The following is a 13,669-nucleotide window of genomic DNA, read 5'->3' on the forward strand; positions in this document are numbered from 1 at the left end:
GCGACCGGCTCCGACGAGTCGAATCCCGTCAGGGGACCCGGAGGTCGATCAGGAGATCCGCTCCGCCACGAGCGGACCGCCGTCGAGCACCTCGTCGCCGGCGTCGCCCACGCGGTACGAGCCCTCGAGCGCCTGCAGTGCCCGCTCGAACCGCTCCGGCTCGTCGGCCGAGAGCGTGAAGAGCGGCTGCCCGGCGCGGACCACCCCGCCCGGCTTGACGTGCAGGTCGATCCCCGCGGCGTGCTGCACCGCATCCGACTGCCGGGCGCGGCCCGCGCCGAGACGCCAGGCGGCGATCCCGAACGGCAGGGCCCGCTGCTCGACGAGGACGCCGTCCCGATCGGCCAGCACGACGTGCGTCTCGCGCGCCCGGGGCAGAGCCGCCTCCGGGTCCCCGCCCTGCGCGCGGATCACTCCCCGCCAGGTGTCCATCGCCGTTCCGCCGTCGAGCGCCTTCTCGACGTCGGCGTCCGGCTGCCCGGCGAGCGCGAGCATCTCGCGGGCCAGTTCCAGGGTGAGCTCGCGCACGTCCGCGGGGCCGCCGCCGGCGAGCACATCGACGGACTCCCGCACCTCGTTCGCGTTGCCGATCGCCAGGCCGAGCGGCACATTCATGTTGGTGAGCAGAGCGGTGGTGCGCACGCCCGCATCGGTGCCGAGGTCGACCATCGCCCGCGCGAGCTCGCGCGAGCGCTCGATGTCGACCATGAACGCACCCGAGCCGAACTTCACGTCGAGTACGAGCGCGTCCGTCCCCTCCGCGATCTTCTTCGACATGATCGAGGAAGCGATCAGCGGGATCGCCTCGACCGTCCCGGTGATGTCGCGCAGCGCGTAGAGCTTCTTGTCGGCCGGAGCCAGGCCCGAGCCGGCGGCGCAGATCACCCCGCCGACCGTGCGCAGCTGCTCGAGCATCTCCTCATTGCTGAGCTCGGCGCGCCATCCGGGGATCGACTCCAGCTTGTCGAGCGTGCCGCCGGTGTGCCCGAGCCCGCGGCCCGAGAGCTGCGGCACGGCGACACCGAAGGAGGCGACCAGCGGCATGAGCGGCAACGTGATCTTGTCGCCCACTCCCCCGGTGGAGTGCTTGTCGACCGTGCGCTTGCCGAGGCCGTCGAAGCGCATCCGCTCGCCGCTGGCGATCATCGCGAGCGTGAGATCGCGGATCTCGTCGCGCTGCATCCCGTTGAGCAGCACGGCCATCGCGAACGCCGCCATCTGCTCATCGGCGACGTAGCCGCGGGTGTACGCGTCGACGAGCCAGTCGATCTGCGCGGTCGAGAGCGTGCCGCGGTCTCGCTTGGTGCGGATGACGTCGACGGCGTCGAAGGCCTCGACGGGGGTGGAGCGGGTCATGCGGTTCCTCGGTTCGAATCGGAGCGGGAGGCGGCGGGCTGCTCCCCCGCGTACGCCTCGAGGGTGCGCGGGCCGAACGCGTCGGGGATGACCTCGTCGATCGTGCGCAGACCCGACACCGTGTCCAGCACCATGCCGTCGGCGGAATGCTCGAAGAGGAGCTGGCGGCAGCGTCCGCAGGGCATCAGCGTCGCGCCGCGCCCGTCGACGCACGTGAAGGCGACGAGCCGGCCGCCTCCGCTCATGTGCAGCGCAGAGACGAGCGCGCACTCGGCGCAGAGGCCCAGCCCGTAGGAGGCGTTCTCGACATTGCAGCCGGAGACGATCCGTCCGTCGTCGACGAGCGCCGCGGCGCCGACCGGGAACTTCGAGTAGGGCGCGTAGGCGCGGCCCATGGCGTCGAGGGCCGCAGAGCGCAGCGCCTCCCAGTCGATCCCGGTCACGACGACTCCCCTCATGATTTCAGGTACGGCTTGCCTGCTGCCGCCGGCCCGCGGGACTGCCCGACGAGGCCGGCGACCGCGAAGATCGTGACCACGTAGGGCAGCATCAGCATGAACTCGCTCGGCACGGGTGACCCGATCACGCCGAGCACGTTCTGCAGGTTGGTCGCGAAACCGAAGAGCAACGACGCGAGTGTCGCGCGGATCGGATCCCAGCGTCCGAAGATCACGGCGGCGAGGGCGATGAAGCCGGCGCCCGCCGTCATCTCCTTGCCGAACGCGCCGACCGCGTCGAGCGTGTAGTAGGCGCCGCCCATCCCGGCGATGGCACCGGCGAGCGACACGTTCCAGAAGCGCGTACGCGCCACGTCGATGCCCACGGTGTCGGCCGCCTGCGGGTGCTCGCCGACGGCACGGAGGCGCAGGCCCCACTTCGTCCTGAACAGCCCCCACCAGACGGCGACGATCGCGATGTACATGAGGTAGACGATCACAGTCTGGTTGAACAGCACGGCGCCCACGATCGGGACCTGGCTGAGCACCGGGATCGGAAGGCGGTCGAACTTGACCGGCGAATTGAAGGTGGCCGCATCGGACGAGAGCACCTGCGAGTAGAGGAAACTCGTTAGCCCCGTCACCAGCACGTTGAGCACCACGCCGACGATGACCTGGTCGACGAGGTACGTGATCGCGAAGGCCGCGAGCACGAACGAGACCAGCACGCTCGCCACCATCGCCGCGAGCAGGCCGAGAACGGGTTGGCGGGTCAGCGATCCGACCATCGCTGCGGTGAAGGCGCCGGCGAGCAGCTGACCCTCGATCGCGACGTTGACGACTCCGACCCGCTCCGAGATCACCCCGCCGAGCGAGCCGAAGATCAGCGGAGTCGCCAGACCCACCGTCCCGAGCAGCAGCCCGGAGACCGGTAGCGCTGCGCCCGCCGACGCCCACACCAGGAACCCGATCAGGAAGGCCAGCGCGAAGACCACGGAGAGCCAGAGCGGGATCCGCCGGCCGGCGCGGGTCAGGGCGGCGGCGACCACGGCCAGCGCGACCAGCAGGACCGCGACCACGACTCCGGTGGGCCGCGTCGGGAACGGCACATCGGGCAGAGCGAAGAAGTCGTTCCCCGCCGCGAGCCGGAACGAGCTCGTCCCGTCGCGGCCGAGTGCCACGAAGAGCACCACGGCGAGCAGCGCGAACACAGTGAACGCGACGGGGGCCTTCCAACTGCGCATCATGACCCGGCCGGGAGCGGTGGCGACGACGGTGCTCATGCGGACACCTCCGAGGTGCGGCGCTGGCGGCGCTTCGGGGCGGACCCCGGCGTCGGGAGGCGGAAGATCGCACGCACCAGCGGCGGTGCGGCGATGAAGAGGACGATCAGCGACTGGACGACGAGCACGACGTCGATCGGCACGCCCTCACCGGCCTGCATCGAGTAGCCGCCAGCTTTGAAGGCGCCGAAGAGGATACCTGCGAAGAACACGCCCCAGGGGCGGGAACGTCCGAGGAGAGCGACGGTGATGGCGTCGAAGCCGATGCCGGCGTCGATCCCGGAGGTGAACCCCGTGGTGACCGTGCCCATCACCTGCGCACTGCCTGCCAGGCCGAGGAGACCCCCGGAGAGCAGCATCGCGGACACATAACTGTTCTTCACGTCGATGCCGGCCACTCGGGCGGCGTGCGGGTTCTCTCCCACCGCGCGGAACCTGAAGCCGATGCTCGAGCGGTTGAGCAGCCACCAGACGAACACCGTCGCCAGGACAGCGAAGACGAAGCCGAGGGTGAGCGAATAGCCGGAGCCGAGCAGGGCCGGGAAGACCGCCGTCTCCTTCATGCCGGGCGACTTCGGGTTGTTCGACCCGGGGGCCTGGAGCGCGCCGGGTGTGCGAAGCAGGTAGGAGATCAGGTAGAAGGCGACGTAGTTGAGCATGATCGTGAGGATCACCTCGTGCGCGCCGGTCCGCGCCTTCAGCAGGCCGACCAGGCCGCCCCAGAGGGCACCGCCCAGGATGCCCGCGGCGAGCGTGACGACCAGGTGCACGCCCCACGGCAGATCGAAGGAGAAGCCGACCCAGCCGGCGCACGCCGCCGCGATCAGCATCTGCCCGCGGCCGCCGATGTTGAACAGCCCGACCCGGAAGGCGAGCGCCACGCCGAGACCGCCCGCGATCAGCGGAGTGGCGAACGCCAGCGTGTCGGTGAGTGGCTTGATGCCGTTCGCGAAGCCCTCGCGTCGGAAGTTGTAGACGGAGCCCTGGAACAGCGACGAGTAGGCGCCCGCGACGGACTGCCACACGGCCTGCACGGTGTCGAGCGGCCGGGCGAAGAAGTAGCCCGACGCCGCTTGGACGTCCTTGTCGGTCGCGGCGATCAGCACTCCGCCCGCGATCAGCGAGAGCAGCACGGCGAGCACCGACATCAGCGCGGTCCCGGAGAGGATCTCGCGCAGCACGCGCGAGGCACCGCTCTCGATCGGACCGGGGCGCGCCTCCTGACCCGGCCTCTGACCGGGCTCGAGCCCCGTCGCCTTCTCGTTCTCCGCGTCGGGATCGACCGCGGGCAGTTGCGCGTCGCTCACGCCGCCGCTCCCTTCTCGGCGGGCGTCTGCCCGGCCATCATCAGCCCCAGGACCTCGCGGGGCGTGTCGGCGGGCACGATGCCGATGATCCCGCCCTTGTACATGACCGCGATGCGGTCGGCCAGAGCGGCGACCTCATCGAGCTCGGTGGACACCACGATCACGGGGGCGCCGGTATCGCGAGTCTCGACGATGCGCTTGTGCACGAACTCGATGGAGCCGACATCGATGCCGCGCGTGGGCTGCGCCGCGATGAACAGGCGCAGCTCGCGGCTGAGCTCGCGGGCGAGCACGACCTTCTGCTGGTTGCCGCCGGAGAGACGGCCGACATGGGTGCCGATCCCCTGCGCTCGCACGTCGAACTCGCGCACCCGCTCCTCGGCGAAGCGCTCGAGCTCCTTCAGACGCAGACCCAGGCCCTTCACGAACGGGCCGGAGTCGGAGCGGTCGAGCATCAGGTTCTCGGCGATCGTGAACTCCGCGACCAGTCCGTCCTCGGTGCGGTCCTCGGGCACGAAGCCGACGCCCGACTCGAGCACGCGTCGAACCGAGAGACCGTCGAGGCGGCGGCCGTCGAGCGTCACCGTGCCCTCGACCCGCTCCTGCAGCCCCATGATCGCCTCGGTGAGCTCGGTCTGGCCGTTGCCCTGCACCCCCGCGATCGCGAGGATCTCGCCGCGGCGGACCTCGAAGGAGACGCCGTCCACGACCGCCTGGCCGCTCGCGTCGCGCACGGTCAAGCCGCTGACGACGAGCGCCTCCTCGCCCGCGTGCGCCGGCTCCTTCTGCACCGTCAGCTCGACCGCCCGGCCGACCATCAGCGAAGCCAGCTCGGCGTTGCTCGCCGTCGGCGACGCCTCGCCGACGACCCTGCCGAGACGGATGACCGTGATCCGGTCGCCGACCTCGCGCACTTCGCGCAGTTTATGGGTGATGAAGACGATGGCGGTCCCGGCGGCACGCAGCTGCCGCATGATGGCGATCAGCTCGTCCGTCTCCTGCGGCGTCAGCACAGCGGTCGGCTCGTCGAAGACGAGCACTCGGGCGTCCCGCGAGAGCGCCTTGATGATCTCGACCCGCTGCTGCACACCGACCGGCAGGTCCTCGACGATCGCGTCGGGGTCGACGTCGAAGCCGAATCTGTCCGAGATCTCGCGCACGCGGGCCCGCGCGGCGGCGAGATCGAGACGGCCGCCGGCCTTCGTCTGCTCGTGGCCGAGCATCACGTTCTCGGCGACCGAGAACACCGGGACGAGCATGAAGTGCTGGTGGACCATGCCGATGCCCGCCTTCATGGCGTCACCCGGTCCGGAAAACTGCTGGACTGCGTCGTCGAGCAGGATCTCGCCCTCCTCGGCCCGGTAGAGGCCGTACAGCACGTTCATGAGCGTCGACTTGCCCGCCCCGTTCTCGCCGAGGAGGCAGTGGATCTCGCCGGGTTCGACCGTGAGATCGATGTGGTCGTTGGCCACGAGCGCGCCGAAGCGCTTCGTGATGCCACGCAGTTCGAGCTTCATGGGACCAATCTAACTTTCGGTTCGGACCACGAGACGCCGCGGGCCGGGTACGGGGCCCCGGAACCGCGAAGAGGCCGGCGGGCCCGAGGAGTGCTCGGGCCCGCCGGCCTCTTCGCGAGCGGTCAGGACGCCTTGGGGGCTGAGGGCGACGTGACGGTGATCGAGCCGTCGATGATGCCCTCCTTGATGGTGTCGAGCTCGCCCTGCAGGTCCGAGGAAACCTTCGACTCGAAGTCGTGGAACGGAGCGATGCCGACCCCGTCGTTGTCCAGCGTTCCGACGTACGGAGTGGCGTCGAAGTCGTCGGCACCGGCGGTGCTGGTCACATCGGTCGTGCCGGCCTCGATGCCCTTGAGGATCGAGGTCAGGTAGAGGTCGGCGCCGTCCGGGTAGGTCTCGTACAGATCCGCGTCGACGCCGACCATCGCGATCTCCTTGCCGGAGTCGCGGATCGCCTCGATGGCCGACTGGAAGATCGGACCGCCGACGGGGAGGATGACGTCCGCGTTCTGGTCGATCAGCGACTGCGCGGCCGACTTGGCCTCGACACCCGCCGCGAAGCCTCCGGTGAAGGACCCGGTCTGCGCGTCGACGTCCCAGCCGACGACCTTGACGTCCTTCCCCTTCTGCTCGTTGAAGTACTTCACACCGTCGGCGTAGCCGTCCATGAAGATGGTGACGGTCGGGAACTGCTGACCGCCGTACGTGCCGACGACACCGGTCTTGGAGTACGAGGCCGCCGCGTAGCCGGCGAGGAACGCCGCCTGTGAGGTGTCGAAGGTGATCGGCTTGACGTTCGGCAGGTCGATCGAGGCGTCATCGATGATCGCGAAGTCGATGTCGGTGTTCGCCTCGGCAGCGGCCGATGTGGCCTCGGCCAGCGCGAAGCCGACGGTGATGATGAGGTTGCAGCCCTGGTCGACCAGGCTCGTGAGGTTCGGGGCGTAGTCGGTCTCGGACTCCGAGGTCACGGTCTTGGGGGTGACGCCGAGCTCCTCCGACGCCTTCGTCAGGCCGTTGAAGCCGAGCTCGTTGAACGACTTGTCGTCGAACCCGCCCGCGTCCGAGACCATGCAGGGCAGGAAGTCGCCGCCGGCGGCGGCACTCGAACCGGCCGCCTCCGGGGCGGAGGCGCAACCGGCGAGAAGCGCGGTGACGCCGAGGGCGGCGAGACCGCCGAACGCGGCCTTACGCGAGGTGATAGTCAAGATGTCGTCCTCCAGGAGTGCGGCCCAGCGCGACGAGCGGCAGGGCGTCGATGCCCTCACGTTACCCAACGTGACAACTCGCTCAGGCGCCCGGACGGCGCTGATCAGGAAGCGTTACACAGTGTTGATCTTCCTGTGATGCGCGAGCGCATCACAGGCGCGGGTGGCAGAGGGGGTGGGGGCGTGGGTGGGGCGGGGTGCGTCGGGCTGGCCGGAATCGCTGGCACTCGATTCCGGCTCGCGGCCCTCTCCCCTGGCGGGGAATCGGGGGGCGGGAGGGAGGGAGGGAGGGAGGGGAGGGGAGGGGAGCGGGAGGGAGGGAGGGACCGAGCAGCGGGCAGGCACCGTGGCGAGTGGGAACACGGAGCGAGTGCGAGCGACGGAGAGGGATGACGGGTGGGGAGGAATGGCTCGACGCTCCGAGAGCAGGGAGGGAGCGGATGCGCGGGGAGGCGGGGACGGCGAAGCGCGGCGCCTCCGGAAGGAGGGCCGCGCTTCGGGAACTGCGAGGTAGGGGCTAGAGGACGTCGGTGCGGCCGGAGAGGCGGAGGGCGTCGACGACACCCTTGACCTTCTGGGCGTTCTCGGTGGTGGTGACCAGAAGGGCATCGGGGGTGTCCACGACGACGATGTCCTTCACTCCGATGAGGGCGATGGTGCGGTTACCTCCGCTGACGACGATGCCGGTCGCCGAATCGGCCAGAACGCGAGCGTCCTCGCCGAGGATCGCGAGGTCCGAGCGGAGCCCGCTCGCGTGCAGCTTGGCGATCGACGCGAAGTCCCCCACATCGTCCCAGGAGAAGTGACCGGGAATCACGGCGAGCCTGCCAGCGGCCGCCGCCGGCTCTGCGACGGAGTAATCGATCGCGATCTTCTCCAGACCCGGCCAGATGCGGTCGACGACCGCACCGCGCTCCGGGGTGTCCCAGGCGGCGGCGAGCTCAAGCAGACCGGCGAGCAACTCCGGCTTGGAGCGGCCGAGCTCCTCGAGGAGGCGGTCGGCCCGCGCGATGAACATCCCCGCGTTCCAGAGGTACTGGCCGCTCGCCACATAGGCGCGGGCGGTCTCGGCGTCGGGCTTCTCGACGAAGGAGTCGACGGCGAGCGTGTGTGCTGCACCGTCGATCGCGAGGTGCTCGCCCGTCCGGATGTAGCCGAAGCCCACGGCCGGCTCGGTCGGTGTGATGCCGATGGTGGCGATGTACCCCGCGTCGGCCGCGACGACCGCCTCGGCGACCGCGTCGTGGAAGAGCTGCTGGCCGCTGATCACGTGGTCGGCGGCGAACGAGCCGATGATCACACCCGGCTGGCGGCGCTCGAGGATGGCGGCGGCCAGGCCGATCGCAGCGGAGGAGTCGCGCGGCTCGCTCTCGAGGACGACGTTCGCGTCCTCGAGGCTCACGAGCTGCTCCTCCACGGCGGCGCGGTGCGCGCGACCGGTCACGACCATGATCCGGTCGGCGCCGGAGAGGGGCGCGAGACGGTCCCAGGTGTCGCGGAGGAGGGTCTGACCCGATCCGGTGAGGTCGTGCAGGAACTTCGGTGCGTCGGCCCGGGAGAGCGGCCACAGCCTCGAGCCGATCCCGCCTGCGGGGATCACGCTGTAGAAGCGGTCGAGCGGGGCGCGGCCATCGGTCTCAGGTGATGTCATGTCCGCAGGATACAAGGGCGGTCGAGAACGACCGTCCGTTCATCCTCGCGCGCGTCGCCGTTCACGTCGGCGCCGTAACCTCCGGCGCGTGAGAGTCGCGGTCGTCACCGAGAGCTTCCTGCCGTCGCTGAACGGAGTCACCACGAGCGTCCTCCGGGTGCTCGACGAGTTCGCCCGGCGCGGGATCAAGGCGCTGGTCGTCTGCCCTGCAGCCGGCGCACCGGCGTCCTACGCCGGCCACCGCGTGGTCGAGCATCCCGCGATCGCCTATCGGGAGTTCCCCGTCGGGATCCCCACCCTCGCTTTGACGCGGGAGCTCGCCGACTTCGAGCCCGACATCGTGCACGTCGCCTCCCCCTTCCTCCTCGGAGCCCGCGCCCTGGCCGCAGCGGGCCGCCTCGGCGTCCCGAGCGTCGCCGTCTATCAGACCGACGTGGCGCGGTTCGCGGCCCGCTACGGCCTCCGCGGCGCCCGCGCGCTCGCCTGGCGGGTCGTCCGCCAGATCCACGCCGGAGCCGACCTCACCCTCGCCCCCTCCACCAGCGCCCTCGACGATCTGGCCGCCGCCGGCATCGAGCGCACGGCCCTCTGGGGACGCGGCGTGCAGAGCGACCGGTTCCATCCCCGCATGCGGTCCTCGCCTACCGCCCTCGAGCTGCGCGCGGGACTCGGCAAGGGCGACTCCCTGGTGGGCTACATCGGCCGTCTCTCCCCGGAGAAGCGGGTCGAGCGGCTGGCGGCGCTCGCCCCGATCGCAGGCGCAGAGCTGGTGATCGGCGGCTACGGCCCCTCCTCCGCCAGGGTCGGCGCAGCGCTGGGATCTCGGGCGCGGATGCTCGGGCGACTCGACGGCGAACGCCTCCCCGCGGCTTTCGCCGCGCTCGACGTCTTCGTGCACACCGGCACCGAGGAGACCTTCGGCCAGACCGTCCAGGAGGCGCAGGCCGCCGGCACCGCCGTCGTCGCCCCGCACGCGGGCGGCCCGACAGACCTGATCGAGCACGGGGTCGACGGCCTGCTCTACGCGCCCGAGAGTGATTCCGATCTGCGACGACAGGTGGAGCGGCTGGTGCGCGATCCGCAGCTGCGGTCGAGGCTCGGCGAGGCCGGCCGTCGCCGCGTGCTGCACCGGACCTGGAGCGCGCTCACCGACGAGCTGCTCGAGCACTACGCGGTCGCCGGAGCCCGCTCGCTCGCGGTACCCCGCAGCTAAGGCTCGCCTAAGCCGCGCGCCACTGCGCCGACGCTTAGGATCGGAACGCGAGTTTCTCGTCGCTCCCGCGCCCCGCCCCGTCCACGAGACGCGGAATCCGGTCAGGCCGTCGGAGCACAACCAGGGAGGGTTGTTCGTGTCAGTTCAAGCTGCTCACACCCTCGCACCCCGGAAGCAGGGGAAGATCCGGCGTCCGGCCGGCACCCTGTACCGCGGGCGCGAAGGCATGTGGTCGTGGGTGCTGCACCGGATCACCGGTGTCGCCATCTTCTTCTTCCTCCTCGTGCACGTCCTCGACTCGGCTCTCATCGCTGTGAGCCCCGAGGCGTACAACGCGGTCATCGGCACGTACAAGAACCCGATCATGGGGCTCGGCGAGACCGGCCTCGTGGGTGCCATCGCGTTCCACGCGCTGAACGGGCTCCGCATCATCCTGGTCGATTTCTGGAGCTGGGCGACGCGCAATCAGCGCGTGCTCTTCTGGGTGGTCATCGGGCTGTGGGTCGTCCTCATGCTCGGCTTCGCCCCGCGCCACCTGATCAACGTCTTCAGCGAGGGAGGTGCCCATTGAGCACCGTCGCCGCACCGCGGACACCGCACACGCCGACCCGTTCCTCCGGCACCAACTGGGAGAAGTGGGGCTGGATCTACATGCGCGCCTCCGGCGTCGTGCTGATCGTCCTGATCTTCGGCCACCTCATCTACAACCTGCTGCTCGGAGACGGCATCAAGGCCATCGACTTCGGCTTCGTCGGCGGCAAGCTGGCCAATCCCTTCTGGCAGTGGTGGGACGTGCTGATGCTGTGGCTGGCGCTGATCCACGGCGGCAACGGCATGCGCACGCTGGTCAACGACTACGCGACCTCGCCGCTGCTCGCTCGAGCGTTCAAGGGCGGCATCCTCGTGGCCGTCGTGTCGCTGATCGCGCTCGGCACCTGGGTCGTCTTCGCGTTCGACCCGTGCCCGCCCGGAGCCGATCCGGCACTGCTCGCGTCGTTCTGCTCGGCGTGATCCTCCGGAACGCCGCGCTCCTGTCCCCCTGTCCTCCCTTCCCGCACATCGGAGCAACTCCCACGTGAGCACACCAGGCCACTCCCACACCGGCACTGATCAGAACGCCTTCGCGTCGACCCTCGGCCCCGACGGTGTCCACTACCACCAGTTCGACGTCGTCATCGTCGGCGCCGGCGGCGCCGGGATGCGCGCGGCCATCGAGGCCGGTCCGAAGGCGAGGACTGCCGTGATCTCGAAGCTGTACCCGACCCGCTCCCACACCGGAGCGGCGCAGGGCGGTATGGCCGCGGCCCTCGCGAACGTCGAGGAGGACAGCTGGGAGTGGCACACGTTCGACACCGTCAAGGGCGGCGACTACCTCGTCGACCAGGACGCGGCCGAGATCCTCGCCAAGGAGGCCATCGACGCGGTCATCGACCTCGAGAACATGGGTCTGCCCTTCAACCGCACCGACGAGGGCAAGATCGACCAGCGCCGCTTCGGCGGACACACGCGCGACCACGGAAAAGCCCCCGTCCGCCGGGCCTGCTACGCGGCCGACCGCACCGGCCACATGATCCTGCAGACGCTGTTCCAGAACTGCGTCAAGCTCGGCATCAACTTCTACAACGAGTTCTACGTCCTCGACCTGGTGATGACCACGGTCGACGGAGTGGACAAGCCCTCCGGCGTCGTCGCGTACGAGCTGGCCACGGGCGAGCTGCACGTGTTCCAGGCGAAGGCGATCATCTTCGCCACCGGCGGCTTCGGCAAGATCTACAAGACCACCTCCAATGCGCACACCCTCACCGGCGACGGTGTCGGGATCATCTGGCGCAAGGGCCTCCCGCTCGAGGACATGGAGTTCTTCCAGTTCCACCCGACCGGCCTCGCGGGCCTCGGCATCCTCCTCACCGAGGGAGCGCGAGGAGAGGGCGCGATCCTCCGCAACGCCTCGGGCGAGCGCTTCATGGAGCGCTACGCCCCCACCATCAAGGACCTCGCGCCGCGCGACATCGTCGCCCGCTGCATGGTCCAGGAGGTCGCGGAGGGCCGCGGCGCCGGTCCGCACAAGGACTACGTGCTGCTCGACTGCACCCACCTGGGCGCCGAGGTGCTCGAAACCAAGCTCCCCGACATCACGGAGTTCGCCCGCACCTACCTCGGCGTCGACCCGGTCGTCGAGCCGGTCCCCGTCATGCCGACGGCGCACTACGCGATGGGCGGCATCCCCACCAACGTCAAGGCGGAGGTGCTCTCGGACAACACCACCGTCGTCCCCGGCCTCTACGCCGCCGGAGAATGCGCCTGCGTCTCGGTGCACGGCTCCAACCGCCTCGGCACCAACTCGCTCCTCGACATCAACGTCTTCGGCAAGCGCAGCGGCAACAACGCCGCCGACTACGCCCAGACCGTCGACTTCACTCCCCTGCCCGAGAACCCGGCCGGCCCGATCCGCGACATGCTCGCCTCGCTCAGCAGCGCGACCGGCACCGAGCGGATCGCCTCGATCCGCAAGGAGCTGCAGGACGAGATGGACAAGAACGCCCAGGTCTTCCGCACAGACGAATCTCTCGAGGCCGTCACCGGCACGATCCAGCGCCTGCGGGACCGGTTCCGCAACATCTCAGTCCAGGACAAGGGCAAGCGCTTCAACACTGATCTGCTGGAGGCCGTCGAGCTGGGCTTCCTGCTCGACCTCGCCGAGGTCGTGGTCTACTCGGCGCGCAACCGTCAGGAGAGCCGCGGCGGACACATGCGCGACGACTTCCCCAAGCGCGACGACGAGAACTACATGCAGCACACGATGGCGTACCTCTCGGGTGACGCCCACTCCTCCGACGCCGGAGACCACATCCGGCTCGACTGGAAGCCCGTCGTGATCACCCGGTACCAGCCGATGGAGAGGAAGTACTAGCCATGTCGACCGCGACCCTCGAGCAGCCGCCGGCTGCCCCCGCCGCCCCGGAGGCGTTCACCGTCACCTTCATCATCCGCCGCTTCGACCCCGAGGTGGACGCGGAGCCGCGCTGGCAGGACTTCGACGTCGAGATGTACTCGACCGACCGGGTCCTGGATGCGCTGCATCGCATCAAGTGGGACCAGGACGGATCTCTGACGTTCCGCCGCTCCTGCGCACACGGCATCTGCGGCTCCGACGCGATGCGCATCAACGGCCGCAACCGGCTGGCCTGCAAGACCCTGATCAAGGATCTCGACATCTCGCAGCCGATCTACATCGAGGCGATCAAGGGCCTGCCCCTCGAGAAGGACCTCGTCGTCGACATGGAGCCGTTCTTCGCCTCCTACCGCGAGGTGCAGCCCTTCCTGGTCGCCAGCACCCCGGCACCCAAGGGCAAGGAGCGCGTGCAGTCGGTCGCCGACCGCGCCCGCTTCGACGACACCACCAAGTGCATCCTCTGCGCCGCCTGCACGTCCTCGTGCCCCGTTTTCTGGACGGACGGGCAGTACTTCGGGCCGGCTGCGATCGTGAACGCGCACCGCTTCATCTTCGACTCGCGCGACGATGCGGGCGGCGCGCGCCTCGACATCCTCAACGACAAGGAAGGCGTGTGGCGGTGCCGCACGACCTTCAATTGCACGGAGGCGTGCCCGCGCGGCATCCAGATCACTCAGGCGATCGCCGAGGTCAAGCAGGCCGTCATCCGCGGCCGCGCCTGACCCGTGTCTCGGGCTCGCGAGA

12 protein-coding genes are annotated in these 13,669 nt (G+C 69.7%); 5 read left to right on the top strand and 7 right to left on the bottom strand.

The window, feature by feature from the left end:
- Nucleotides 1-48: 48 nt before the first annotated feature.
- The 7 genes from GSU10_RS10630 to GSU10_RS10660 all read right to left on the bottom strand — a co-directional run bounded on the left by GSU10_RS10630 (nt 49) and on the right by GSU10_RS10660 (nt 8,759).
- Nucleotides 49-1,356 carry a thymidine phosphorylase gene (locus GSU10_RS10630; RefSeq protein ID WP_132503988.1) on the bottom strand — a complete coding sequence of 436 codons (1,308 nt, stop codon included), beginning with the start codon at nt 1,354-1,356 and terminating at the stop codon, nt 49-51.
- Nucleotides 1,353-1,751: a cytidine deaminase gene (locus GSU10_RS10635; protein WP_425280550.1), complete on the bottom strand. Its 399-nt coding sequence runs from the start codon at nt 1,749-1,751 to the stop codon at nt 1,353-1,355. Before GSU10_RS10635 ends, GSU10_RS10630 begins: the two co-directional genes overlap by 4 nt.
- Before the next feature lie 59 nt (nt 1,752-1,810).
- Nucleotides 1,811-3,076, bottom strand: a complete 1,266-nt coding sequence (locus GSU10_RS10640; protein WP_068211453.1) for an ABC transporter permease — start codon at nt 3,074-3,076, stop codon at nt 1,811-1,813.
- Nucleotides 3,073-4,383, bottom strand: a complete 1,311-nt coding sequence (locus GSU10_RS10645) for an ABC transporter permease (protein ID WP_199220802.1) — start codon at nt 4,381-4,383, stop codon at nt 3,073-3,075. The genes GSU10_RS10640 and GSU10_RS10645 overlap by 4 nt, the downstream gene beginning before the upstream one ends.
- The gene (locus tag GSU10_RS10650; RefSeq protein WP_068211456.1) at nt 4,380-5,900 is read right to left on the bottom strand and encodes an ABC transporter ATP-binding protein; all 1,521 of its coding nucleotides are present in this window, start codon (nt 5,898-5,900) and stop codon (nt 4,380-4,382) included. Before GSU10_RS10650 ends, GSU10_RS10645 begins: the two co-directional genes overlap by 4 nt.
- Nucleotides 5,901-6,022: 122 nt before the next feature.
- Nucleotides 6,023-7,108, bottom strand: a complete 1,086-nt coding sequence (locus GSU10_RS10655; protein ID WP_068211459.1) for a BMP family lipoprotein — start codon at nt 7,106-7,108, stop codon at nt 6,023-6,025.
- Nucleotides 7,109-7,625: 517 nt separating this feature from the next.
- Nucleotides 7,626-8,759, bottom strand: coding sequence for a mannose-1-phosphate guanylyltransferase (locus GSU10_RS10660; protein ID WP_068208995.1), 1,134 nt, complete (start codon nt 8,757-8,759; stop codon nt 7,626-7,628).
- A gap of 88 nt (nt 8,760-8,847) precedes the next feature.
- Between GSU10_RS10660 and GSU10_RS10665 the strand changes: the two genes are divergently transcribed.
- The 5 genes from GSU10_RS10665 (at nt 8,848) to GSU10_RS10685 (ending at nt 13,647) form a co-directional block, all read left to right on the top strand.
- Nucleotides 8,848-9,972 (top strand): glycosyltransferase, encoded by a 1,125-nt coding sequence (locus tag GSU10_RS10665; protein WP_068208992.1) that lies wholly within the window; start codon nt 8,848-8,850, stop codon nt 9,970-9,972.
- 226 nt (nt 9,973-10,198) lie between these two features.
- A complete protein-coding gene (gene sdhC, locus GSU10_RS10670; protein ID WP_056045399.1) occupies nt 10,199-10,543 on the top strand; it encodes a succinate dehydrogenase, cytochrome b556 subunit in 345 nt (114 codons plus the stop codon).
- Nucleotides 10,540-10,983: a succinate dehydrogenase hydrophobic membrane anchor subunit gene (locus tag GSU10_RS10675; protein ID WP_068208989.1), complete on the top strand. Its 444-nt coding sequence runs from the start codon at nt 10,540-10,542 to the stop codon at nt 10,981-10,983. The genes sdhC and GSU10_RS10675 overlap by 4 nt, the downstream gene beginning before the upstream one ends.
- A gap of 163 nt (nt 10,984-11,146) precedes the next feature.
- Nucleotides 11,147-12,883, top strand: coding sequence for a succinate dehydrogenase flavoprotein subunit (gene sdhA, locus GSU10_RS10680; protein ID WP_236713536.1), 1,737 nt, complete (start codon nt 11,147-11,149; stop codon nt 12,881-12,883).
- A gap of 2 nt (nt 12,884-12,885) precedes the next feature.
- The gene (locus GSU10_RS10685) at nt 12,886-13,647 is read left to right on the top strand and encodes a succinate dehydrogenase iron-sulfur subunit (protein ID WP_132503986.1); all 762 of its coding nucleotides are present in this window, start codon (nt 12,886-12,888) and stop codon (nt 13,645-13,647) included.
- The last annotated feature ends 22 nt before the right edge of the window (nt 13,648-13,669 follow it).

Origin of the sequence: Rathayibacter tanaceti (assembly GCF_009834165.1) — a bacterium.
GTDB lineage: Bacteria > Actinomycetota > Actinomycetes > Actinomycetales > Microbacteriaceae > Rathayibacter > Rathayibacter tanaceti.